The organism is Halomonas pelophila (genome assembly GCF_040196315.1).
Lineage (GTDB): Bacteria > Pseudomonadota > Gammaproteobacteria > Pseudomonadales > Halomonadaceae > Halomonas > Halomonas pelophila.
Genome location: NZ_JBEGCI010000001.1, coordinates 273,611 through 294,641, shown reverse-complemented (window position 1 = coordinate 294,641; position 21,031 = coordinate 273,611). Strand labels below are relative to the sequence as shown.

The 21,031-nt window shown below is 68.7% G+C and carries 21 protein-coding genes; 2 read left to right on the top strand and 19 right to left on the bottom strand.

What is annotated here, in order from left to right; translation table 11 throughout:
- Positions 1–11 precede the first annotated feature (11 nt).
- The 19 genes from ABE957_RS01370 to ABE957_RS01280 form a co-directional block, all read right to left on the bottom strand.
- Positions 12–1,958: a nitric oxide reductase activation protein NorD gene (locus tag ABE957_RS01370; RefSeq protein WP_349756859.1), complete on the bottom strand. Its 1,947-nt coding sequence runs from the start codon at positions 1,956–1,958 to the stop codon at positions 12–14.
- 232 nt (positions 1,959–2,190) lie between these two features.
- Positions 2,191–3,003, bottom strand: a complete 813-nt coding sequence (locus ABE957_RS01365) for a CbbQ/NirQ/NorQ/GpvN family protein (protein ID WP_349756858.1) — start codon at positions 3,001–3,003, stop codon at positions 2,191–2,193.
- A gap of 57 nt (positions 3,004–3,060) precedes the next feature.
- Positions 3,061–4,416, bottom strand: a complete 1,356-nt coding sequence (locus ABE957_RS01360; RefSeq protein WP_349756857.1) for a cbb3-type cytochrome c oxidase subunit I — start codon at positions 4,414–4,416, stop codon at positions 3,061–3,063.
- 29 nt (positions 4,417–4,445) lie between these two features.
- Positions 4,446–4,898: a c-type cytochrome gene (locus ABE957_RS01355; protein WP_349756856.1), complete on the bottom strand. Its 453-nt coding sequence runs from the start codon at positions 4,896–4,898 to the stop codon at positions 4,446–4,448.
- Positions 4,899–5,087: 189 nt separating this feature from the next.
- Positions 5,088–5,816, bottom strand: coding sequence for an amino acid ABC transporter ATP-binding protein (locus tag ABE957_RS01350; RefSeq protein ID WP_432765383.1), 729 nt, complete (start codon positions 5,814–5,816; stop codon positions 5,088–5,090).
- Positions 5,817–5,874: 58 nt separating this feature from the next.
- Complete coding sequence (locus ABE957_RS01345; protein ID WP_349756944.1) at positions 5,875–6,957, bottom strand: amino acid ABC transporter permease; 1,083 nt, start codon at positions 6,955–6,957, stop codon at positions 5,875–5,877.
- A 34-nt stretch (positions 6,958–6,991) separates the two neighbouring features.
- Complete coding sequence (locus ABE957_RS01340) at positions 6,992–8,170, bottom strand: amino acid ABC transporter permease (protein ID WP_349756854.1); 1,179 nt, start codon at positions 8,168–8,170, stop codon at positions 6,992–6,994.
- A gap of 81 nt (positions 8,171–8,251) precedes the next feature.
- The gene (locus ABE957_RS01335; RefSeq protein WP_349756853.1) at positions 8,252–9,280 is read right to left on the bottom strand and encodes an amino acid ABC transporter substrate-binding protein; all 1,029 of its coding nucleotides are present in this window, start codon (positions 9,278–9,280) and stop codon (positions 8,252–8,254) included.
- 127 nt (positions 9,281–9,407) lie between these two features.
- Positions 9,408–9,725 carry a carboxymuconolactone decarboxylase family protein gene (locus ABE957_RS01330; protein WP_349756851.1) on the bottom strand — a complete coding sequence of 106 codons (318 nt, stop codon included), beginning with the start codon at positions 9,723–9,725 and terminating at the stop codon, positions 9,408–9,410.
- Positions 9,726–9,815: 90 nt separating this feature from the next.
- Entirely contained in the window at positions 9,816–10,202 is a 387-nt protein-coding gene (locus ABE957_RS01325; RefSeq protein ID WP_349756850.1) for a SirB2 family protein, read from the bottom strand.
- A gap of 41 nt (positions 10,203–10,243) precedes the next feature.
- Positions 10,244–11,455, bottom strand: coding sequence for an NnrS family protein (locus tag ABE957_RS01320; protein ID WP_349756849.1), 1,212 nt, complete (start codon positions 11,453–11,455; stop codon positions 10,244–10,246).
- Positions 11,456–11,553: 98 nt separating this feature from the next.
- On the bottom strand, positions 11,554–13,122 hold the full coding sequence (locus tag ABE957_RS01315) for a cytochrome D1 domain-containing protein (RefSeq protein ID WP_349756848.1): 1,569 nt from the start codon (positions 13,120–13,122) through the stop codon (positions 11,554–11,556).
- Positions 13,122–13,970, bottom strand: coding sequence for a uroporphyrinogen-III C-methyltransferase (cobA, locus tag ABE957_RS01310; protein WP_349756847.1), 849 nt, complete (start codon positions 13,968–13,970; stop codon positions 13,122–13,124). The genes ABE957_RS01315 and cobA overlap by 1 nt, the downstream gene beginning before the upstream one ends.
- Before the next feature lie 15 nt (positions 13,971–13,985).
- Positions 13,986–15,203, bottom strand: coding sequence for a heme d1 biosynthesis radical SAM protein NirJ (nirJ, locus tag ABE957_RS01305; RefSeq protein ID WP_349756846.1), 1,218 nt, complete (start codon positions 15,201–15,203; stop codon positions 13,986–13,988).
- A gap of 18 nt (positions 15,204–15,221) precedes the next feature.
- Complete coding sequence (ahbB, locus tag ABE957_RS01300) at positions 15,222–15,764, bottom strand: siroheme decarboxylase subunit beta (RefSeq protein WP_349756845.1); 543 nt, start codon at positions 15,762–15,764, stop codon at positions 15,222–15,224.
- Entirely contained in the window at positions 15,739–16,197 is a 459-nt protein-coding gene (locus ABE957_RS01295) for an Lrp/AsnC family transcriptional regulator (RefSeq protein WP_349756844.1), read from the bottom strand. The genes ahbB (ABE957_RS01300) and ABE957_RS01295 overlap by 26 nt, the downstream gene beginning before the upstream one ends.
- Positions 16,194–16,727: a siroheme decarboxylase subunit beta gene (gene ahbB / locus ABE957_RS01290; protein ID WP_349756842.1), complete on the bottom strand. Its 534-nt coding sequence runs from the start codon at positions 16,725–16,727 to the stop codon at positions 16,194–16,196. Before ahbB (ABE957_RS01290) ends, ABE957_RS01295 begins: the two co-directional genes overlap by 4 nt.
- A complete protein-coding gene (locus ABE957_RS01285) occupies positions 16,724–17,224 on the bottom strand; it encodes an AsnC family transcriptional regulator (protein ID WP_349756841.1) in 501 nt (166 codons plus the stop codon). Before ABE957_RS01285 ends, ahbB (ABE957_RS01290) begins: the two co-directional genes overlap by 4 nt.
- 78 nt (positions 17,225–17,302) lie before the next feature.
- On the bottom strand, positions 17,303–18,976 hold the full coding sequence (locus ABE957_RS01280) for a cytochrome D1 domain-containing protein (RefSeq protein WP_432765382.1): 1,674 nt from the start codon (positions 18,974–18,976) through the stop codon (positions 17,303–17,305).
- Positions 18,977–19,403: 427 nt separating this feature from the next.
- Between ABE957_RS01280 and ABE957_RS01275 the strand changes: the two genes are divergently transcribed.
- Together ABE957_RS01275 and ABE957_RS01270 are read left to right on the top strand one after the other, a co-directional pair.
- Complete coding sequence (locus ABE957_RS01275; protein ID WP_349756838.1) at positions 19,404–19,739, top strand: c-type cytochrome; 336 nt, start codon at positions 19,404–19,406, stop codon at positions 19,737–19,739.
- Positions 19,740–19,803: 64 nt separating this feature from the next.
- On the top strand, positions 19,804–21,006 hold the full coding sequence (locus ABE957_RS01270) for a cytochrome D1 domain-containing protein (protein WP_349756837.1): 1,203 nt from the start codon (positions 19,804–19,806) through the stop codon (positions 21,004–21,006).
- Positions 21,007–21,031 lie beyond the last annotated feature (25 nt).

Genomic DNA, 21,031 nt, shown 5'->3' with positions numbered 1-21,031 from the left:
CGGACGAGGCCTCAAGTGGCGATGATCTGGCGATAGATGCCCGGCAGCGCCAGGGAGAGGTGCTCGGGGCGCTGCACGATGGCGTAGCCGCCACGGCCGAACAGGTGGGGAATATACTGCCCCGCCTCTCGGTCGATGGTCACGCCGAACACTCGCACCTCCTGGCGGCGCGCCTCGAGCACCGCCTTGCGGGTGTCCTCAATGCCGTAGCGCCCCTCGTAGTAGTCGTTGTCGTTGGGCTTGCCGTCGGTGAGCAGCAGCAGCAGCCGATGCCGGTTGGGACGTTCGCTCAGCTGCTTGGTGAGGTGGCGAATGGCCGGTCCCATGCGGGTGTAGGAGCCGGGCTTGAGCGCCGAGATGCGCCGCGATACCCGCTCGCCCATGGGCTCGTCGAAGTCCTTCAGGGTATTCACCCAGACCTTGTGGCGGCGCTGGGAGGTGAAGCTGTGGATCGAATAGTCGTCTCCACACCCGGCCAGACCATGGCCCAGCACCAGCAGCGCCTCTTTGGCCACGTCCAGCACCCGGCGATCCTGCAGCCAGGCCTCGGTGGAGAGCGACACGTCGACCAGGATCGACACCGCCAGGTCGCGGGCCTGGGTGCGGCTGTCGATGTAGAGCCGGTCGCTGGACTCGCCGGTGGCGGCCAGGTCGCAGCGAGCGCGGATCACCGCGTCCATGTCGAGATCGCTGCCATCCAGCTGGCCGCGCAGTAGTTCGCGCCGCGGGCGCAGGGCCTCGAACTCCCGACGCACCCGGCGAATGCGTCGGCGGGTGGTCTCGTCCGGCGTCCAGTCCTCGCCCTCCTCCTCCTGCACGCCACTGAGTACCACGCAGTGGTCGGGCAGGTAGGCCTGCTTGCGATGGTTCCATTCGGGGTAGGTATGACGCCCCGCCAGCCGGCCGCCGCTGGCTTCGTCCGGCGCCAGGTCGAGGTCGAGCTTGAGCGTCGAGGCCGCCTTCTTGCGGTTGGGGGTGAGCACGATCTCGTCGATCTGATCGGCGGCCTTCTTGGCTTCCTCTTCCTCATCGTCGTCCACGAGGCGGTTGAGGTTCACCATCTCGGCCCAGGAGAGCATCTTCTCCATATTGTTGAGCATCAGCGGGTCGTCGCGGTCGGCCTGGTCCTGCTCGCGGCGGTCGGCCTTGCGCTTGCCCTGGTCGTCCTCGGGGGAGTCGGCGGCGCTGGCCGTCGACTCGTCGTCGTCCAGCGTGGCCTCTCGGGCATCGTCTCGGGTGCCCAGGGTGATGGCCTGACCCCACAGCGGCACCGGCAGCAGCGGCCGATAGCCGCGCGGCGCGCGGAAGTCGTCCAGGGGACGGTCCGGCTCGCGGATGGCCCGCTGCATGGCCAGCGCCCAGGCCTCCTCGGGGTCAGGCGCGCCCAGCTCCGCGCGCAGGGCGGCCTCCAGGGCGGCCTCCATGGGCGGCAGGCCCTTGCGCCGCGGGCGTATCGCCAACAGTTCGCCGCTCAGGCGCACGTAGCGATCCGTCAGTCCCGGAAAGCGCGCCAGCGCCGCACGCGCGGTGCGTCGTGCCTCGCGCAGGCGCGCGAGGTCCGCCCGCAGCGGGTCCGCGACCAGCGTTACCGGCCGGGCCTCGGCCAGGAAGGCGGTGAGCCACAGGTAGAGGTCGCGGTTGAGGGACGCCTCGGGAAACAGCGCCAGGCGCGGCGGCAGCAGCAGGTGCTCCTCGTCGCGGCGGGCCTGGTCGAGGTGCTCCTCGTCGAGGCCCAGGCGCTGGCGCAGGCTCAGTCGGTGCGCCGAGGCGCGCCGGGCAATGGCGGCCACCTCGACCCCCGCCTCGCCACCGCCGGCGCGGAAGAAGACACCGAGCATGGGGCGCAGGCTTTCGAGGGTCACCGCCGCCTCGGGGTGGTCGGGGTAGCTCGCCGCGCCCGAGGCCCAGCGGTGCCAGAAGCGACCAACGGTCTCCTCGACTTCCAGAAAATCCAGCATCCCTAGCCTCCTGATGTACGTGTCGAGCCGGTGTGACGTAGCGTTGATGGACCGCCGGGGCTTTCCGGGGGGCGGGACCCGGGGCGCCGGACCGACGAGGAGGCGCTGTAAACCCTTCCCTGGGCGCTACATTTGCCATCCCTGGCAAATGACCTCCTCATCGACCTGCCCCCGGCGCTCCTGTCCGGAGAGCCGTCTCCGCCAGATTCCTCGGGACCCAACCGGCCTCGTCTCAGCCGAACGTGGCCTGAATGGCTTCCATCAGCCCCTCCTGGACGTCCGCGTCATCCGAGAGCGGCTCCACCAGGGTGGCGCGGGCGGCCTCGAGGATCGGCATGCCGGCGCCGATCAGGGTCGCGCAGTAGACCAGCAGCCGGGTGGAGACGCCCTCCTCCAGGTCCTGGCCCTTCATGGCGCGCAGACTCGCCGCCAGGTTGACCAGCGCCGCGCAGCGATCGGGCTCGAGGCCGCTCTCGCGGGCAACGATGTCGCGCTCCACCGCCGGCGGCGGGAAGTCGAAGGACATCGCCACGAAGCGCTGCCGGGTACTCGGCTTGAGCGACTTGAGGATGTGCTGATAGCCGGGGTTGTAGGAGACCACCAGCATGAAGTCGTCCGGCGCCTCGAGCAGCTCGCCGGTGCGCTCCAGCGGCAGCAGGCGTCGGTCGTCGGTCAGCGGGTGCAGCACCACGGTGACGTCCTTGCGCGCCTCCACCACCTCGTCGAGGTAGCAGATGCCGCCCTCGCGCACTGCGCGGGTCAGCGGGCCGTCGACCCAGCGGGTCTCGCCGCCCTGCAGCAGGTAGCGCCCGGTGAGGTCGGCAGCGGTCAGGTCGTCGTGGCAGGAGACGGTGTAGAGCGGCTTGCCGAGCTTGGCCGCCATGTGGCTGACGAAGCGGGTCTTGCCACAGCCGGTCGGCCCCTTGAGCAGCATGGGCAGGCGCTGCTGAAAGGCCTGGTCGAACAGCGCGCACTCGTTGCCGACGCTCTGGTAGTAGGGCATCGCCTGCTCGTCGGCGTTGGCGGCCACGGAGGAAAGCGGCATGGGGATCACTCCCGTCTGGGTGAAAGAACGAGGGCCCCCGCGGGGGCCCTCGGTGGGTCAGGCGCGATCGGGGCCCGCGGTCAGCTGGGTGCCGCCGGCCGGCACCTGCTCGCGAGCCGGGCCGAAGAAGGCATAGATCAGCATCACCGCGCCGATGGCCACCGCCACGCCGGCGCCCAGGCGCATGAGGTAGAAGAGACCGAGCTGGTCCTGCACCTCCATGTAGTTCATGCCCAGCACACGCTGCAGGTGGGTCTGGACGACACCCGCGAAGGTCAGCGTGAAGGTCATGAAGCACATGGCGCCGGTCATGATCCAGAAGCCCCACATGTTCAGCACCTGGTTATAGGGCTGCACGCGACGCAGCTGCGGCATGGCGAAGGTGATGATGCCAAGCATCAGCATCACGTAGGCGCCATAGAAGGCCAAGTGGCCATGGGCGGCGGTGACCTGGGTGCCGTGGCTGTAGTAGTTGATCCAGTGCAGGGTGTGCATGAAGCCCCACACGCCGGCGCCGAAGAAGGCCACGGTCGGGCAGCCCAGGGCCCACAGCATGGCGGCCTTGTTGGGGTGGTTACGGCTGCCCTTCCAGAACATGGTGAAGGCGAACACCACCATGGCGAAGAAGGGGATCACCTCCAGGGTGGAGAAGATGCTGCCGATGGGCTGCCAGTAGCTCGGCGCGCCGATCCAGTAGTAGTGGTGGCCGGTGCCCAGCAGCCCGGAGAACAGCGACAGGCCGACGATGATATAGAGCCACTTCTCGATCACCTCGCGGTCGACGCCGGTCATCTTGATCAGCAGGTAGCCCAGCAGCGCCGCCATGATCAGCTCCCACACGCCCTCGACCCAGAGGTGCACCACCCACCACCAGTAGAGTTTGTCCACGGCGAGGTTGGAGGGGTTGTAGAAGGCGAACAGCCAGAACACCGCGGCCAGCCACAGGCCCAGCATCAGCACCAGGTTGATGGCGGTTCGCCGCCCCTTGGCGAGGGTCATGCTGGTGTTGAACAGGAACATCAGAAACGAGATGGTGATCAGCACCTTGACCCAGAACGGCTGTTCCAGGAACTCGCGGCCCTCGTGGATCCCGAACTGGTAGCCGACCAGCGCCGCGGCGCCGGCGAAGGCGAAGATCGCCAGCTGGATGTAGGCGATGGTCGGGCTGTGGGTCTCGCGCTCGGCCTCTTCCGGCATCAGGTAGTAGGTAGCGCCCATGAAGCCGATCAGCAACCAGACGATCAACAGGTTGGTATGGCTGACGCGCATGATGTTGAAGGGCATGACCTCGGCCATGAAGTTGGGCCAGGCATAGACGGTGGCGGCCAGCAGTCCGAAGACCACCTGCAGCGCGAAGAGCGCCATGGCCACCATGAAGAAGGGCAGCGCCACCTTCTGGGTTTCGTATTTCATCGGTATCGTTCTCCTCGATTGATCCGCGGTCAGCCGGCGGGCGTCGGCGGCCAGTCCTGGGCGTCGATGCCGTCGGTCCACTCCAGGAAGTCGATCAGCGCCTGCATCTCCTCCTCGCTGAAGTCGTAGGCCGGCATCTGGCGGCGCCCCTCGCCCCCCAGCGGCTGCGCGCGGATCCAGGCGGCGAGGCCCGCGCGGGCCGCGTCGGGATTCTCGTGACCGCCGTAGCGCTCCCAGACGTTGCCCAGCTCCGGCGCGAAGTAGGCGCCCTCGCCCATGATGCTGTGGCAGTTGATGCACATGTTCTTTTCCCACACTTCCTTGCCGTGCTTGACGGACTCGGTGAGCCCCTCGCTGTCGGTGGACGTGTTGACCATGTACCAGTGGCTGTGGGCCGTCAGCGCGGCAAACAGCAGAAAGAAGAACAGCGACCCGCCGTAGAAGATGTTGCGGGCCGCCGACTTGGTGAGACCGTCGGCCATGGACCATACCCCCCTTGCTCGTGTGGCAGTGCCGTCGCCTCTCACGGCAAGCGGCCCTGCGCCCCTCTTAAGATGTATAGGAAATACATGTTAAGACTAGCAGCAGGGCACGGCATGGAGCCTTGATGTCGATCAATTTTTGGGAAAGGAAGGCGGGCGACGACCCCGAGGTCGTCGCCCGGGAGGGGCTCAGTGGCCGAGGATCTGGCCGAGGAAGAGCTTGGTGCGCTCGGAGCGCGGATGGTTGAAGAAGGTCTCGGGGGGCGCCTGCTCGATGATCTGGCCCTGATCCATGAAGATCACCCGGTCGGCCACGGTCTTGGCGAAGCCCATCTCGTGGGTCACACAGAGCATGGTCATACCATCTTGGGCCAGCTCGACCATGACGTCGAGTACCTCCTTGATCATCTCGGGATCGAGCGCCGAGGTCGGCTCGTCGAAGAGCATCACTTCCGGCTGCATGCACAGCGCCCGGGCGATGGCCACGCGCTGCTGCTGGCCGCCGGAGAGCTGGCCCGGGTACTTGCGGGCCTGGTCGGCGATCTGCACCCGCTCGAGGATCTCCATCGCCATGCGCTCGGCCTCGGCGCGAGGCTTCTTCTGCACCCAGGTCTGGGAGATGCAGCAGTTATCCAGCACGCTCAGGTGGGGGAAGAGGTTGAAGTGCTGGAACACCATGCCGACGTTGCGGCGGATCTGCTCGATGCGCTTCACGTCGCGGGTCATCGGCAGGCCATTGACCACGATGCGCCCCTCCTGGTGCTCCTCGAGGTGGTTGATGCAGCGGATCAGCGTCGACTTGCCCGACCCCGAGGGGCCACAGATGACGATGCGCTCGCCCTGGGCGACCGTCAGGTCGATGTCGCGCAGCACGTGGAAGTCGCCATACCACTTGTTGAGCCCGGTGATCTCGACCATGGGCGCGTCGGCCCGGGCGGCATTTGCCTGATTCATGAGAGGGTCCCGTTGATGATGGTCAGTTCCGATGGCCGGTGTGCAGGCGCCGTTCGATGTACTGGCTGTAGCGCGACATGCTGAAGCAGAACACCCAGAACACCAGGGCCGCGAAGACGTAGCCCTCGGTGGCGAAGCCCAGCCAGTTGCTGTCGGTGAGCCCCGCGCGGATGATCGCCAGCAGGTCGAAGAGCCCGATGATCAGCACCAGCGAGGTGTCCTTGAACAGCGCGATGAAGGTGTTGACGATGCCGGGGATGACCAGCTTGAGCGACTGGGGCAGCACGATCAGCCCCATGCGCTGCCAGTAGCCCATGCCCATCGCCTTGGCCGCTTCTTCCTGACCACTGGGGATGGCCTGCAGGCCGCCGCGCACCACCTCGGCCATGTAGGCGCTCCAGAAGAACATGATGCCCACCAGCGCCCGCAGCAGCTTGTCGAACTCCACCTGGGCGGGCACGAACAGCGGCAGCATCACCGAGGCCATGAACAGCACCGTGATCAGCGGCACGCCGCGCCAGAACTCGATGAACACCACGCAGAAGCCGCGCACCAGCGGCATCTGCGAGCGCCGCCCCAGCGCCAGCAGCACGCCGATGGGCAGCGAACCGACGATCCCCACGGTGGCGATGGTCAGGGTCAGCATCACCCCGCCCCATTCGCGGGTCGGCACGTGCGTGAGCCCGAAGCTGCCACCCACCAGCAGGAAGAAGGCCAGCACGGGGAAGCCCACCAGGGCGAACAGCCCCACCCAGCGCTTGGCGGGCAGGCGCGGGATGATCAGCCAGGCAATCAACGCCGCCAGCAGGACGAAGACCAGGTCCACCCGCCAGCGCTCGGCCTCGGGATAGAAGCCGTAGACGATCGACTCGAAGCGCGCGCTGATGAAGACCCAGCAGGCCCCCTCGCCGCTGCACGCCTCCCGGGTGTCGCCGAGCCAGTCGGCCTGGAACACCGCCCACTGCAGCGCGGGCCACAGCAGCATGGACAGCAACGTCACGGTGACCATGGTCACCGCCCCGTTGAGCGGGGTATTGAAGAGGTTGGCATGCAGCCAGCCGAGCAGGCCGCGGCGCAGGTCGGGGGGACGCCGCTCGGCGACCATCCCGGTCTCGATGGTGGTCGTGGTATCGGACATCTCAGCGCTCCTTGAGCAGCGTGCGCGCGTTGTAGAGGTTCATCAGCGCGGACACCACCAGGTTGATCAGCAGGTAGACGCCCATGGTCATGGCGACGATCTCGATGGCCTGGCCGGTCTGATTCAGCGCCGTGCCGGAGAACACCGCCACCAGGTCCGGATAGCCGATCGCCGTGGCCAGCGAGGAGTTCTTGATCAGGTTGAGGTGCTGGCTGGTCAGCTGCGGCACGATCACCCGCATCGCCTGGGGAATCACCACCTTGCGCAGGATGATGCCGCCGGGCAGGCTCAGCGCCTTGGCCGCCTCCACCTGGCCCTGGGGCACCGACTGGATCCCCGAGCGCACGATCTCGGCGATGAAGGAGGCGGTATAGATCGAGAGCGCCAGCCACAGCGCCATCAGCTCGGGCAGGATCGTCACGCCGCCCTGGAAGTTGAAGCCCTGAAGCGACGGGATGGACCAGTCAAGCGGCATGCCCGTGGCGACGAAGGTGAGCGCCGGCAGGCCGATCAGGATCAGCGCGCCGAGCTTGAAGACCGGCAGGGCCTGACCGGTTTGCGCCTGGCGGCGCCGGGCGTAGCGCACCAGCCCGGCGGTGGCGATCACCGCGGCCAGCAGCGCCCAGGGGGTGGCGGCGAAGCCGTCAAGCGGCTGGGGGCCGGGCAGCACCACACCGCGCACGTTGAGAAAGATCGCCTCGAACAGTGAGTGGCTGTTGCGTGGGCTCGGCAGGGCCTGCAGCACGGCGAAGTACCAGAACAGGATCTGCACCAGCAGCGGGATGTTGCGGAAGATCTCGACGTAGGCGGTGGCCAGCCGGGCCAGCAGCCAGTTGGGCGACAGCCGGGCGATACCCACGGCGAAGCCGATCAGGGTCGCCGTGACGATGCCCAGAGCGGAGACCAGCAGGGTGTTGAGCAGCCCCACCACGAAGGTGCGGGCATAGGTGCTGTCGCCGGAGTAGTCGATCAGGGTCTGGGGGATCGAGAAGCCGGCGCGGTCCTGGAGGAAGCCGAAGCCGGTGGTGATTCCCCGGGCCTCGAGGTTGGCCAGGGTGTTCGACACCACCATGGCGATGAAGGCCCCCAGCGCCAGCAGCAGGATGCCCTGCACCAGCAGGGCGCGGAAGGTGGGGTCGCGCCACAGCGGCCCCCGCTCCCGTGAAGAAGAACGCAGCATATCGAGCCTCGTGGACGTCAACGCAACGGCATCACGCATGGCCTCATGCGTGATGCCCGATCATGGAACGTTCAGGGTGGGTCAGCGGACCGGCGGTGCGTAGAGGATGCCGCCCTCGTTCCACAGCGCGTTCACGCCGCGGCTGATCTGCATGGGCGAGTCCTGCCCCACGGTGCTGGCGAAGACCTCGTCGTAGTTGCCGACGTGGCTGATCAGCTGATAGGCCCAGTCGTTCTCCAGCCCCATCTGCTCGCCGTAGTCGCCGTCCACGCCCAGCAGGCGCGCCACCTGGGGGTTGGGCGGGGTGGCCTTCATCTCGTCGACGTTGTCGCTGTTCACGCCGAGCTCCTCGGCGTTGACCATGGCGAAGATCGACCACTTGACGATGTCCAGCCACTGGTCGTCGCCCTGGCGAACCACGGGGCCGAGCGGCTCCTTGGAGATCAGCGTCTCGAGGATCTCAACGCTGTCGGGCTCGGGCAGCTGCAGGCGCAGGGCGCTGAGCTGCGAGGTGTCGGAGGTCAGGATGTCACAGCGGCCGCTGGCGAAGCCCTGGGCGGTCTGGTCGGGGGTGTCGAAGGTGACGGTCTGGATGTCGATGCCCCGGGAGGGGAAGTAGTCGGCCAGGTTGAGCTCGTGGGTGGTGCCGGACTGGATGCAGATCGAGGCGCCGTCGAACTGCTTGGGTCCCTCGACGCCCAGGTCCTTGGCCACCATGAAACCCTGGCCGTCGTAGAAGGTGGTGGCGGTGAAGTTCAGCCCCAGCGAGTTGTCGCGGGTCGCGGTCCAGGTGGTGTTGCGCGAGAGGACGTCGATCTCGCCGGACTGCAGGGCGGTGAAGCGCTCCTTGGCGGTCAGCGGCGTGAAGGAGACCGCCTCGGGATCGTCGAAGATCGCGGCGGCGATGCCGCGGCAGGTCTCCACGTCGAGTCCCTGCCAGGTGCCGTCCTCGTCGGGCGAGGAGAAGCCCGAGAGGCCCACGTTGACGCCGCAGCGCAGCTCGCCGCGCTCCTTCACCTCCTCCAGGGTAGCCGCCGAGGCGGAGGAGACCATGCCGACGCAGAGGGCGGCGGCGGAGAGGGAGAGCAGTGTCTTGTTGTTGTACCGCATGAAATGACTCCGGGGTCTGGTAGATCGAGTGCTGCCAATACAGCAGCCTCGAACCTAGCAGACCCCGGAGCGGCGTGACCAACTCACAATTAAACGCTTGTCCCAGTGGCCCGAGAGCCGCTGGCGATCAGGATTCGGTGATGTCCTCGATCCAGGTCAGGGCCGCGACGCCGCCGGGCAGGCCCAGGGTGGGAATGGCCAGCATGGCCACCTGCTTCAGGGCCTCGGCGGACTCGCCCTCCTCCAGGCCGCGGCGCACGTGGGAGTGCACCGCTCCCTCGGAGCGCGCCCCCACGGCCAGCGCCAGCTTGATCAGGCGGCGCGTGCGCGCGTCCAGCGGGCCGGACTCGGCACAGGCCCGGCCGAGCTCGGCATAGGCCGACCAGACCTCGGGATACTGCTCGGCCACCTGACCGGCACCGGAGGGGAGTTCCTGTTTCGACATGAGAGCATCCTTCTGCAGACGAGTGGCGGGGTCAGTATAGGTCAGTACATAGGGCTCAGCGCATAGGGCTCAGCGCAGGCGCCCCTGGCCTCAGGCCAGCCAGGAGAGCGGGCTGTGGGTCACGGCCGCCCCCAGCATGTAGGCGAAGGCCGCCACCGCGGCCAACGCCGCGACGCCGCGCACCGCCGGGGTGCGGCCGCGCTTGATCGCCAGCGTGCCCAGGCCAATGTAGCCCAGCAGGGCGATCAGCTTGGCGGCGAGCCAGGGCTGCTGATGGGGCCAGGCGGAGAGCAGCACCATCAGCGTCACGCCGAGCCCCAGCAGGGCGGTGTCGATGAGGTGGGGCAGCACCTTCACCCAGCGTCGCTGCAGCAGGGGGGCCTCGCGCACCGACCACCAGGCCCGCAGCAGGAAGAAGGCGAGGCTCAGGGTGGCGGCGGTGACGTGCAGGTGCTTGATCAGGGCGTAGTGTTCCACGGGGCGCGGCGTCCTTGTCGTCGGTGTCGGGGCGGTGAGTCTTATCCGTCCTTGCCGTCGGCCCGGGCCGACAGCAGCGGCCCCGTATAGTGGAACAGGAAGATCGCGTAGGCCAGGCACCAGAAGATGATGCCCAGGTTGTAGGTCCAGTGGGTGATCTGCGGGACGAGCGCCAGCACCGGCGAGCGCAGCACGGCGGCGGCGAGCATCAGGCCGAGCGCCACGCCGATGCCCGGCAGGGTGCGGATGGGGCGCGCGGTATGGCCCAGCGCGACCCGCGACATCATCGCCAGCATCATGGTGCCCATGCCGCCGATGGTCAGCGCATGCACGGCCAGCTCCGCGCGGAACACGCCCAGCGCCGCCAGCGCCCACATCGCCAGCCCCAGCGGGATGCAGGCGTAGCTGCCGTGCAGGCCCCAGAGCAGCGGCTCGCGCCCGCTGTGCTGGCCGCCCCAGCGCGCCAGGCGCCAGGCGTTGGCGAGCGCCGCCAGCCCCAGCAGGATGGCGAAGAGCGCACCCGGCAGTGCCACGCCGAGCACGGCGAGCCCCTGGGCCAGGACCACGGCCAGCACGCTGCCCAGGCTAAGAGTCTCCAGGGCGGGGATCGCCGGCCGGCGGGTCAGCCCCAGGCGGTTGGCGGTGAACATGGCGATCACCCGGCCGCCCACCACCACCATCAGCAGGGTGATCGTAAGCACCGCCAGGTAGGCGGCCTGGCGGATCAGTTCGGCATCGCCGTTGAGCACCCCCAAGTGCATGGCCAGGTTGGCCAGGGTCAACAGGCCCAGCGCCGGCAGGAAGATCAGGTTGCGCCAGCGCTTCGCGGCGATCACCAGCCGGGCCATGACGCCGGCCACCACCGGCAGGAACGCCAGGTCGACCAGCATCGGTAGCCACTCCGGCATGCCCATTGGAAAGGCCATCAGGGCCCGCCCGGCCAGCCAGAGCGCGACCAGCGCCAGCAGCGGCCCGCCCTTGAGGCTTGGCAGCCCCGTCCAGTTCTGCACCGCGGTGAGCAGGAAGCCCGCCACCACCGCGGTGGCGAAGCCGAACAGCATCTCGTGCTGGTGCCAGAACATCAGCCCGCCGACGGGGCGCAGCAGGATATCGCCGTGCCAGAAGGCCAGCCACACGACCATCGCCACCACGCCGTAAAGCGCGGCCAGCAGGAAGAAGGGGCGAAAGGCCAGCCTCGCCACCGGCAGGCGCGACAGCGAGGAGGAGCGAACGGAGGAGGTGGTCGATTGCATGGCGCTATACCCGACTAAAACGCTTGGTGATGGCCATTGTGGCCCACTCTTCCGTCCCCTTCCTTGACAGGTATCAAGAATACTTCTTATGAGGCGCCTCAGTGGCTGGTGCCCTCCTCGTAGCGCGTCTTGTTCCAGACGTTGTACTTGCCCGAGGGCCGGCTCATCGGGATGCGCTGCTCCTCCTCGAGGGTGACGGCGTCATAGACGATCACCGCGCCGTCCTCCTCCCACAGGCTCAGCAGCAGCTTCTCGCCGTCGCGGTCGAACTCCACGTGAGCGGCGGTCTTGCCGGGCTCGGGGATCAGGGTCTCGACGATCTCGAGGCTCGCCTTGTCGATCACGTGCACCCGATCGCGGTTCGGGCCGAAGAAGACGTCCACCCAGGCGTAGGGGGAGTTGGCGTGGCTGCGCATGAAGAAGCCGGGGCCGTCGGTCTCGAGGGTCTTGATCACCGTCCAGTCGCTCATGTCGATGATCGACACCGCCGCCCGGGTCAGGTGGGGCGTGGCCATGACGCGGCGCCCCTCGTGCTCCCAGGTGATGCCGGAACCCAGGTGCGGCATGCCCTCCAGGGGCAGGTCGGCGACCTTCTCGCCGCTGTCCAGGTCGATCACCATCCCGCCCTGCCCGCCCCGGGAGGCGCCGATCACGTGGCGATAGGCCGGGTCGAAGAAGAAGTCGTCCAGGTAGTCCGGCACCGGGAGGCGGCGCACCCGAAAGCTCTGCGTGTCGTGGCGGCGCCTCGGCTCGAGCGGGGTGGCCATGTGCCCGGTGGCGACCACCGGCTCGGTGGGCAGCGGCCAGGGGATCTCCCACACCTCCTTTATATCCTTGAGCGCGGCGATGAAGCTGCCCCGCGGCGGCGCGGCGTAGACGGCGCTGACCCGCGAGCTCTCGCCACCTTCGCCCGCCACCGGGTAGACCTTCATCAGGTCGAGGTTGTGGGCATCGAAGAGCACCAGACTGTGGGGCAGATAGTTGGCGGCCATCACGTAGCGGCCGTCGGCGGAGACGGCGATGTTGCGCATATTGATGCCGGCGCGCACCTCGGCCACCACCTCGAGGTTGTAGAGGTCGACCTTGGTGATCCAGCCGTCTCGGGAGCCGAAGAAGACGTAGCGCCCGTCCGGGGTGTACTTGGGCCCGCCGTGCAGGGCGTAGCGGGTCGGGAAGCGGTGGATCCGCTCGAAGGTGTCGCCGTCGAGCACGCTGGCGTGATGGTCGCCGGTCTCCACCACCACGAAGAGATTGAGCGGGTCGGCCTCGAAACGCGGCGCGTCGGGCAGCGAGCCGTCCGGGTGCGGGACCGCCTGGCTGGCGAGGATCTCGTCGCGCCCCCAGGTGGGCGCCACCTCGGGCTCGCGGTAGAGCCACTCGGCCAGCGAGGCGATCGCCGCGTCGTCCAGCCGCTCGCCGAAGCCGGGCATCTGGCTGGCCGCCCGACCATCGCGGATCACCGCCTGGGCGGCCTCGGGCGTGAGCCGCGAGAGGTTGCCCGGCAGCAGCGCCGGCCCGATGCCGCCCAGGCGATCCTCGCCGTGGCAGGACGCGCACTGGGCCCGGTAGAGCGCCTCGGGGTCCTCGGCCAGCGCCGGCGCGATGATCGTCAGCAGTGCGGCGCCGGCCAGGGTCGCGAGGCCGCGGGGGAACGAGAGCGAGCGCATCAGAGCGCCACCCGCTGGGGCACCAGCTCCAGCGTCTCGCCCTCGATAAAGGTGGCCTCGGTCGGGGTGGGCTGGGCGAGGGTCGTGGCCAGGCGCACCACCTCGCCCACCACGATCAGCGTCGGCGGCTTGAGCTCCTCGCGGGCGATGGTCTCGACCAGCTCGCCCAGGCAGGTGATCACCCGGCGCTGCTCGGGGGTGGTGCCGCGCTCCACCAGGGCCACGGGGTGGCTCGCCGGCAGGCCGTGGTCCTGCAGCTGCCGGCTGATCAGCCCGGCATTGGCCAGGCCCATGTAGAACACCGCCGTGTGGTGGGGCACCGCCAGGGCGCTCCAGTCCAGGGCCAGCTCGCCGTCGGCCTTGCAGTGGCCGGTGACGAAGGTGACGCTCTGGGCGTGGTCGCGGTGGGTCAGCGGGAAGCCGCCATAGGCCGCGCAGCCCTGGGCGGAGGTGATGCCCGGCACCACCCGGAAGTCGATGCCGTGCTCGATCAGCACCTCGGCCTCCTCGCCGCCGCGCCCGAAGATGTAGGGGTCGCCGCCCTTGAGCCGCACCACCCGCCGGCCCTCCTCGGCCAGACGCACCAGCAGGGCGTTGGTCTCGTCCTGGGTCAGGGCGTGGCAGCGCGACGCCTTGCCGACGTAGAAGCGCCGGGCCCTGGGGTTCGCCAGGGCCAGCACCTCCCTGGAGACCAGGCGATCGAAGACCAGGCAGTCGGCCTGCTCAAGCAGCGACAGGGCGCGCAGGGTCAGAAGCCCGGGGTCACCCGGGCCGGCGCCGACGATGGCCACCTCGCCGGGCGCCATGGGCGCCTCGGCGAGATCATAGGAAACGCGACGTGACGGCATGGAGGTGTCCTCGCCTTACTGGATTTCGATGGCCTGGATGGGAGCAAAGGGCGCGCCGATGCGACGCTCGTCCGCCTCGGCGACCCCGATCTCGCGGTTGGTCAGGTAGCAGCCGGGATCCTCCTCCCAGGGGTCGCCGGTGACCTTCCAGGCCCGCACCCGGGTGTTGCCGTTGCAGATCGGCAGGAACCGGCACTCGCCGCAGCGCCCCTTGAGTGGCCGCGGCCGCTGGCGAAAGCCCTGCATCAGCGGATCCTGGGTATCGCGCCATATCGCCGAGAAGGGCGTCTCGCGGACGTTGCCCAGGTGGTGGTCCCACCAGAAGGTGTCGGGGTGCACGTTGCCCAGGTTGTCGATGTTGGCGATGTGCTCGCCCGAGGCGTTGCCGCCCCAGTCGATCAGCTGCCGCTCCAGGGCCTCGACCCGCTCGGGGAAGTGCTCGCGGGCCCACATCAGCAGGAAGGGGCCATCGGCGTCGTTGTTGCCGGTGACGTACTCGCGCCGGATGCCGCGTTCGAGCTCGTTGCGGCAGTGGTCGAACAGCCGGGTCATGGCGTCGCGGGTCATGCGGTACCAGGCGTCCTGTTTGCTGTGGCGCCGGCCGCGCCCGCCGTAGTTGAGGTGCGAGAGGTAGAACTTGTCGACGTCGTGCTCGTCGATCAGCGCCAGGATGTCGTCGAGCTGCTCGACGTTCTCGCGGGTCAGGGTGAAGCGCAGCCCCACCTTGATGCCGCGCGCCTTGCACAGCTTCACCGCGTGCATCGACTCACGAAAGGCCCCCTTGCGCTGGCGGATGGCGTCGTGGGTGGCCTCCAGGCCATCGATGCTGATGCCCACGTAGTCGTAGCCGACGTCGGCGATGGCGTCGATGTTGGCCTCGGTGATCAGGGTGCCATTGGTGGAGAGTCCGGTATAGAGGCCGAGCTCGCGCGCCCGGCGGGAGAGCTCGAAGATGTCAGGGCGCATCAGCGGCTCGCCCCCGGAGAGGATCAGCGCCGGCACCTTGAAGGCCTTCAGGTCGTCGAGCACGGCGTGCGCCTCGGCGGTCGTGAGCTCGCCGGCGAAGTCGATGTCCGCCGAGGTGGTGTAGCAGTGCTTGCAGGTCAGGTTGCAGCGGCGGATCAGGTTCCAGATCACCACCGGCCCGGGCGGCTTGCGGGCCCCTCCTCGTGGCGCATGCCCCGGAGGCGCCGACTCCATCAGGCTCTGAATATAGCGGGTGACGCGAAACATGGCGTTCTCCTGCCTTCGTTAGGCTTGCGGGGCGCGGCGCGCCAGGCGCAGCCCGGTCTTCTTGAGGATGCGCGAGCTGTAGAGGATGCGGTGATCCCGACAGGCCTCGCCGAGGCGGGCCCGCAGCGCCTCGGCTTGGCGCTCGACCTCCTCCCGGCTGTGCCCGTGGAGCATGGCGAAGAGGTTGTAGGGCCAGTGGGGCCGGTGGCGCGGTCGACGGTAGCAGTGGCTGACTCCCTCGATGGCGGCCACCTCGCGGCCCAGCCGCTCGACCTCGGCGTCATCGACGTCCCAGACGGTCATGCCGTTGGCCACGTAGCCCAGGCGATAGTGGTTGGGTACCGCGGCGACGCGCCGGATCACCCCGCGCTCGTGCATCGCCCGCATGCGCGCGAGCACCTCCTCGCCCTCGAGGCCCAGCTCTCGGCCCACCGCGCCCCAGGGATCGGGGACCAGCGGCAGCCCGGCCTGGGTGGCCAGCACGATGGCGCGGTCACGTTCGTCGAGGCCCTGCTCATCGCGGACGGAGCCCTGGCTAGACCGGCAGATGGAGACGGACATGGAACTCCTCCTCCTTGGGCATGTTGAAGACCGGCAGGCCGGTGGCCGCCTCGATGGCCGCGATCACTTCGCCGATGCGCGCCGGGGTCTCGGTGGCCAGCACGAACCACATGTTGAGCGCGTGCTCGCGACGGTAGTTGTGGGCCACCTCCGGGAAGGCGTTGACCGCCTCGACGACCCGCTCGAAGTCGGGCTCCGGCACCGCAAGCGCCGCCAGGGTCAGGCCGCCGCCCAGGCGCTCGGCGTGGTACATGGGGCCGAAGCGGCTGAGCATGCCGCTCTCGCGCAGACGCTCGAGGCGGTAGAGCAGGTCGCCTTCGGCGATGCCCAGCGCCTCGGCGACGGCCGCATAGGGGCGCGCCACCAGCGGCAGGCCCTCCTGCAGGCGATTGATCAGGCGGCGATCCACGCCGTCCAGCTCGTCCAGGCTCATGCGTCCTCCTCCCGGGCATAGCGGGCGCCGCACTGGCGGTAGGCGTGGGTGCTGAACAGCGCCCGATGGGGGATCTCCTCGAGGTCGAGCCGTGCGACGATCGCCGCGAGCTCCTCGAGCACCCGCTCGCGGCGGGCGCCATGGATCATGCAGAAGAGGTTGTAGGGCCAGTCGGGTAGCTGTCGCGGGCGCCGATAGCAGAGCGTCACGGCGGTCTCGCGGGCCAGGCGCCGGCCCACCGAGGCGACCCGCTCGTCCGGCAGGTCCCACACCACCATGGCGTTGGCCTCGAGGCCCAGCCGTCGATGGCGCACCACCAGGCCGAGGCGCTTGATCAGCCCCTCGGCCTGCCAGCGACGCGCGCAGGCCATCGCCTCCTGCTCGGCAAGCCCGGCCCGCTCGGCCAGGGTCTGCCAGGGCCGTGGCGTGAGCGGCAGGCCCTGCTCGAGCAGCGCGCGCAGGCGACGGTGGGCCGCCGGCTCGTCGGGCGAGCGGGCGGCCTCGAGGGAGAGCGGGGTCGCGGTCGTCATGTGCGCTCCAGTTCGGCCCAGGGAATGGGAAACGCCAGGTCGATATGGAAGCTCTCGAGCATCGGCAGGCGCAGGATCGGCACGCCCAGGCGCGCCTCGAGGGCGTCGAGGCGTGCATCGAGCTCGGGCGCATCGGGGGCGGTCATCACGAACCACAGGTTGTAGTCGTGTTCACGGGCATAGTTGTGGTTGACGCCGGGGGCGGCGTTGATGAGCTCTGCGAAGGCATCGCGTTCGGCCTCGGGCACGGCCACAGCGGCGAGCAGGCTGGCGCCGGCTCGGGCATGGTCAAAGACCGGCCCCACGCGGCTCAGCACGCCCAGCGCCTGCAGGCGCTCAAGGCGCGCGATCACCTCGTCCTCGGCGGCGCCCAGGCGCTCGGCGATCCGCGCGAAAGGCCGGGGGCAGACCGGCAGGCCGCGCTGGTAGCTGTCGATCAGGCGACGGTCCAGCGCATCGAGCGCTTGAACCTGACAAGGTTGGGGTCGGCAATGCATCGGCACAGCTCACTCAAGGCGGGGAAGGCGGGGAAGGCGGGCGGACCCTGAAGGGCCCGCCGCCGTGTACCGCTCGGCTCAGTAGATGTCGTGCTGGGTGTTGATGACGTTGAACTTGCCGGTCGGGGTGACCAGGCGCTCGTCCTTGATCACCTTCTTCAGCTCGCGGGTCTCGTCATCCACGACCACCAGCGCGGAGGTCTTGTCCGAGGTGTTCCACACCGAGAACCACACCTCGTCGCCGGCCTGGTTGTACTCGGGCTGGACGACGCGCTTGGGCCCCTCGCCCACGTCGGCCCACTCGGCGATGGGCAGCACCTCGTAGCCGGCCTCCAGGTCGTTGACATCGAAGACCGCCACGCTCTGGCTGATCGCCTCGCCCGGATTGAGGGCGGTGTCGACGTAGAGGTTGTCGGACTCCGGGTGGGTCTTGATGAACAGCGAGCCGCCGCCCTGGCCGTCGAGGGTGCGCACCACCTGCCAGGCGTTGTCGGGATGGCCCTCGGGGTCGGTGCCGATCAGCTGGATGGTGGCATCGCCGAGGTGGCTGGTGGCCCACACCGGCCCGAACTCGGGATCGACGAAGTTGGCGCCGCGCCCCGGGTGGGGGATCTTGCCCACGTCGACGATGGCCTCGAGTTCACGCTCCTGGGCGTCGATCACCACGATCTGGTTGGACTCGTTGGCCGCGGTGAGGAAGTAGCGACCCGAGGCGTCCCAGCCGCCGTCATGCAGGAAACGCGAGGTCTCGATCTCCACGGTGGAGAGCGCCTCGAGGTTCTCGTAGTTGACCAGCTGGACCTTGCCGGTCTCCTTGACGTTGACGATGAACTCGGGGTGCTGGTGGGAGGCCACAATGGCTGCGACCCGTGGCTCGGGGTGGTACTCCTGGGTATCCACGGTCATCCCGCGGGTGCTGACGATCTTCTTCGGCTCCAGGGTCTCGCCGTCCATGATCACGTACTGGGGCGGCCAGTAGGCGCCGGCGATGGCGAACTTGTCCTCGTAGCCCTCGTACTTGGAGGTCTCGACCGAACGGGCCTCCATGCCGACCTTGATGGTAGCGACGATCGACGGCTCCTCCATCCACAGGTCGATCATGTCCACCTTGGCATCGCGGCCGATCACGAACAGGTAGCGACCGGAGGCGGAGAGGCGCGAGATGTGCACCGCGTAACCGGTCTCGAGGATCTTGACGATCTCCTTGCTGCCCCCGTCGATCAGTGCGACCTGGCCGGCGTCACGCAGGGTGACCGAGAAGAGGTTGTCGAGCGCCAGGTCGTTCATCTGCTCGGTGGGGCGATCCTCCGGGGCCACCTTCACTTCCCAGGTCTCCTGCATCTGGGGCATGCCGAACTCCGGCGGCACCGGCGGCTCGTGCATGACGTACTTGGCCATCAGCTCGACTTCCTCCTCGGTGAGATCCCCCGAGGTGCCCCAGTTGGGCATGCCGGCCGGCGAGCCGTAGGTGATGAACGCCTTCAGGTAGTCCAGGCCGCGTTCCTGGGTGATGTCGGTGGTCAGCGGCTTGCCGGTGGCCCCCTTGCGCAGCACGCCGTGACAGCCCGCGCAGCGCTGGAAGTAGATCTCCTTGGCCTTCTCGAATTCCGCCTCGGTCAGGTCCGGCGCGCCGGGCGTGCGCACGACCTTGGCGGAGCCCGGATCCACGGTCGACGCCGTGCCCTGATAGGCGCTCTTGGACCCGTCGACATCCTTGTGGCCATCCTGGGCCTGGGCCGGCGTGATACCCATGGCGACGGTCGTCACCGCCACCGCCAGGGGCTTGAGATACCAGTCTTTCTTCATCATCGTTCCACCTCTGTCATGATCCTCGGATGCGCTGCCGCCAGGCCATGCCGCGGTTGTTGTTCGACGGACGGCCAGCCGACGCGAACGCATGGTCGATGACCCTCCTGGCCCTGAGCGTGGCCCATGAACGCGCATAATTCATGCATCTTTAGCGATTCGCGCAGCGCTTTCCCGCCCGGCATTGACCTGCGTCAACGACCATCGGCACCTACCTCCAAAGAGGCGTTGCCAGTCGCCGTGCATCGTGTTTGATGGGACCAGCGGGACGCCGCCTTGACGGCCGTCATGGCGCCGCGCCCCGTGCGTCACGAGACTGGAGACAGCCCTGCCCGCGGAGCCCTGCCCGAGGAGCCCTGATCGAGGAGATGCCATGCCCCTGCCCGCCCCCCGCCTTCTGCTGCTGGCCTGCTGCTGGCTGCCGGTCGCGGCACTCGCCGATAGCGCGCTCTCAACAGCGCGACAGGCCGAGCTCGAGACGCTGCTCTACCAGGACTGCGGCTCCTGTCACGGCATGACCCTGCGCGGCGGGCTGGGGCCGCCCCTGCCGCGATCGCGCATGAACGCCTACGATCGTGACGGCCTGGCCGCGCTGATCCTCAACGGCGTGCCCGGCACCGCCATGCCCGGCTGGGCGGGACTGCTCAGCGAGCAGGAGGCCCGCTGGCTCGCCGATCACCTGCAGAACGACAACCCCCTGGATGAGTGATCGGTCATCGACTCGGCACTCGACTCAGTACTCAACTCGGCTCTCGACTCGACAAGGAATCGCCATGATGCTCTCCGGACTGCGCACGCACCTGACCGCTATCGGCCTCGCCGCCCTGCTGGCCGGCTGCCAGGCCACGCCGCCGGTCGAGCCACGCGGCACCGGTGATCTCGGCGTGGTGGTCGAGCGCGCCACCGGCAGCCTGGCGGTGGTGGACACCAGCGAGCGGCGGATCCTCACCCGCGTCGAGGGGCTTGGCGACCTGTCCCATGCCTCGGTGAAGTTCTCCCGCGACGCCCGCTTCGCCTTCGTCTTCGGCCGCGACGGAGGGCTGAGCCGGGTCGACCTGCTCAGCGGCGAGATCACCCACCGGGTGATGCAGTCCGGCAACAGCATCGGCGGCGCCATCTCCCAGGACGGCTCGTTGGTGGCGGTGGCCAACTACGAACCGGGTGGCGTGAAGCTCTTCGACAGCCAGACCCTGGTGGAAGTGGCGGAGATCCCGGCGACCTACCGGGACGAGAACGGCGAGGCACAGCGCTCCAAGGTGGTGGGGCTGGTGGACGCGCCGGGCAACCGCTTCGTCTACAGCCTGTTCGAGGCGGGCGAGATCGCCATGATCGACATGAACGGCGAGGCGCCCGAGGTAACGCGCTTCCCCGATATCGGCGAGGCGCCCTACGACGCCCTGATCGGCCCCAACGGGCGCTACTACATCGCCGGGCTCTTCGGCGAGGACGGCCTGGCGCTGCTGGACCTGTGGCATCTCGAGGAGGGCGTCACGCGCATCCTGCCCGACTACGGCCGCGGCGAGGCGCGCCTGCCGGTCTACAAGATGCCGCACCTGGAGGGCTGGTCGGTGGCCGGCGACGAGGCCTGGCTGCCGGCGGTGGGGCGCCATGAGGTGTTGGTCGCCGACGCCGACGACTGGTCGCTGGTGGAGCGCATCCCCGTCCACGGCCAGCCGATCTTCGTGATGAGCCGCCCCGACGAACGCCAGGTGTGGGTCAACTTCGCCCACCCCGACAACGACGTGGTGCAGGTGATCGATACCGAGACGCGCGAGGTCATCCGCACCCTCTCCCCGGGCGAGGCGGTGCTGCACATGGAGTTCACCCCCAAGGGCGAGCACGCCTGGGTCTCGGCCCGCGACAGCGACCGGATCACCGTCTACGACACCCGCACCTTCGAGGTGCTGGCGACGCTTGACAGCGAATCGCCCAGCGGCATCTTCTTCACCGACCGGGCCCACCGTATCGGGCTGTGAAGCGCCACGCGCCGGCGCCAGGGAC

Coding starts and splice junctions, on each gene's coding strand:
- ABE957_RS01370 (WP_349756859.1), bottom strand. CDS start 1,958: ATGCTGGATTTTCTGGAAGTCGAGGAGACCGTTGGTCGCTTCTGGCAC.
- ABE957_RS01365 (WP_349756858.1), bottom strand. CDS start 3,003: ATGCCGCTTTCCTCCGTGGCCGCCAACGCCGACGAGCAGGCGATGCCC.
- ABE957_RS01360 (WP_349756857.1), bottom strand. CDS start 4,416: ATGAAATACGAAACCCAGAAGGTGGCGCTGCCCTTCTTCATGGTGGCC.
- ABE957_RS01355 (WP_349756856.1), bottom strand. CDS start 4,898: ATGGCCGACGGTCTCACCAAGTCGGCGGCCCGCAACATCTTCTACGGC.
- ABE957_RS01350 (WP_432765383.1), bottom strand. CDS start 5,816: ATGGTCGAGATCACCGGGCTCAACAAGTGGTATGGCGACTTCCACGTG.
- ABE957_RS01345 (WP_349756944.1), bottom strand. CDS start 6,957: ATGGTCGCCGAGCGGCGTCCCCCCGACCTGCGCCGCGGCCTGCTCGGC.
- ABE957_RS01340 (WP_349756854.1), bottom strand. CDS start 8,170: ATGCTGCGTTCTTCTTCACGGGAGCGGGGGCCGCTGTGGCGCGACCCC.
- ABE957_RS01335 (WP_349756853.1), bottom strand. CDS start 9,280: ATGCGGTACAACAACAAGACACTGCTCTCCCTCTCCGCCGCCGCCCTC.
- ABE957_RS01330 (WP_349756851.1), bottom strand. CDS start 9,725: ATGTCGAAACAGGAACTCCCCTCCGGTGCCGGTCAGGTGGCCGAGCAG.
- ABE957_RS01320 (WP_349756849.1), bottom strand. CDS start 11,455: ATGCAATCGACCACCTCCTCCGTTCGCTCCTCCTCGCTGTCGCGCCTG.
- ABE957_RS01315 (WP_349756848.1), bottom strand. CDS start 13,122: ATGCGCTCGCTCTCGTTCCCCCGCGGCCTCGCGACCCTGGCCGGCGCC.
- cobA (WP_349756847.1), bottom strand. CDS start 13,970: ATGCCGTCACGTCGCGTTTCCTATGATCTCGCCGAGGCGCCCATGGCG.
- nirJ (WP_349756846.1), bottom strand. CDS start 15,203: ATGTTTCGCGTCACCCGCTATATTCAGAGCCTGATGGAGTCGGCGCCT.
- ahbB (WP_349756845.1), bottom strand. CDS start 15,764: ATGTCCGTCTCCATCTGCCGGTCTAGCCAGGGCTCCGTCCGCGATGAG.
- ABE957_RS01295 (WP_349756844.1), bottom strand. CDS start 16,197: ATGAGCCTGGACGAGCTGGACGGCGTGGATCGCCGCCTGATCAATCGC.
- ahbB (WP_349756842.1), bottom strand. CDS start 16,727: ATGACGACCGCGACCCCGCTCTCCCTCGAGGCCGCCCGCTCGCCCGAC.
- ABE957_RS01285 (WP_349756841.1), bottom strand. CDS start 17,224: ATGCATTGCCGACCCCAACCTTGTCAGGTTCAAGCGCTCGATGCGCTG.
- ABE957_RS01280 (WP_432765382.1), bottom strand. CDS start 18,976: ATGGGTATCACGCCGGCCCAGGCCCAGGATGGCCACAAGGATGTCGAC.
- ABE957_RS01275 (WP_349756838.1), top strand. CDS start 19,404: ATGCCCCTGCCCGCCCCCCGCCTTCTGCTGCTGGCCTGCTGCTGGCTG.
- ABE957_RS01270 (WP_349756837.1), top strand. CDS start 19,804: ATGATGCTCTCCGGACTGCGCACGCACCTGACCGCTATCGGCCTCGCC.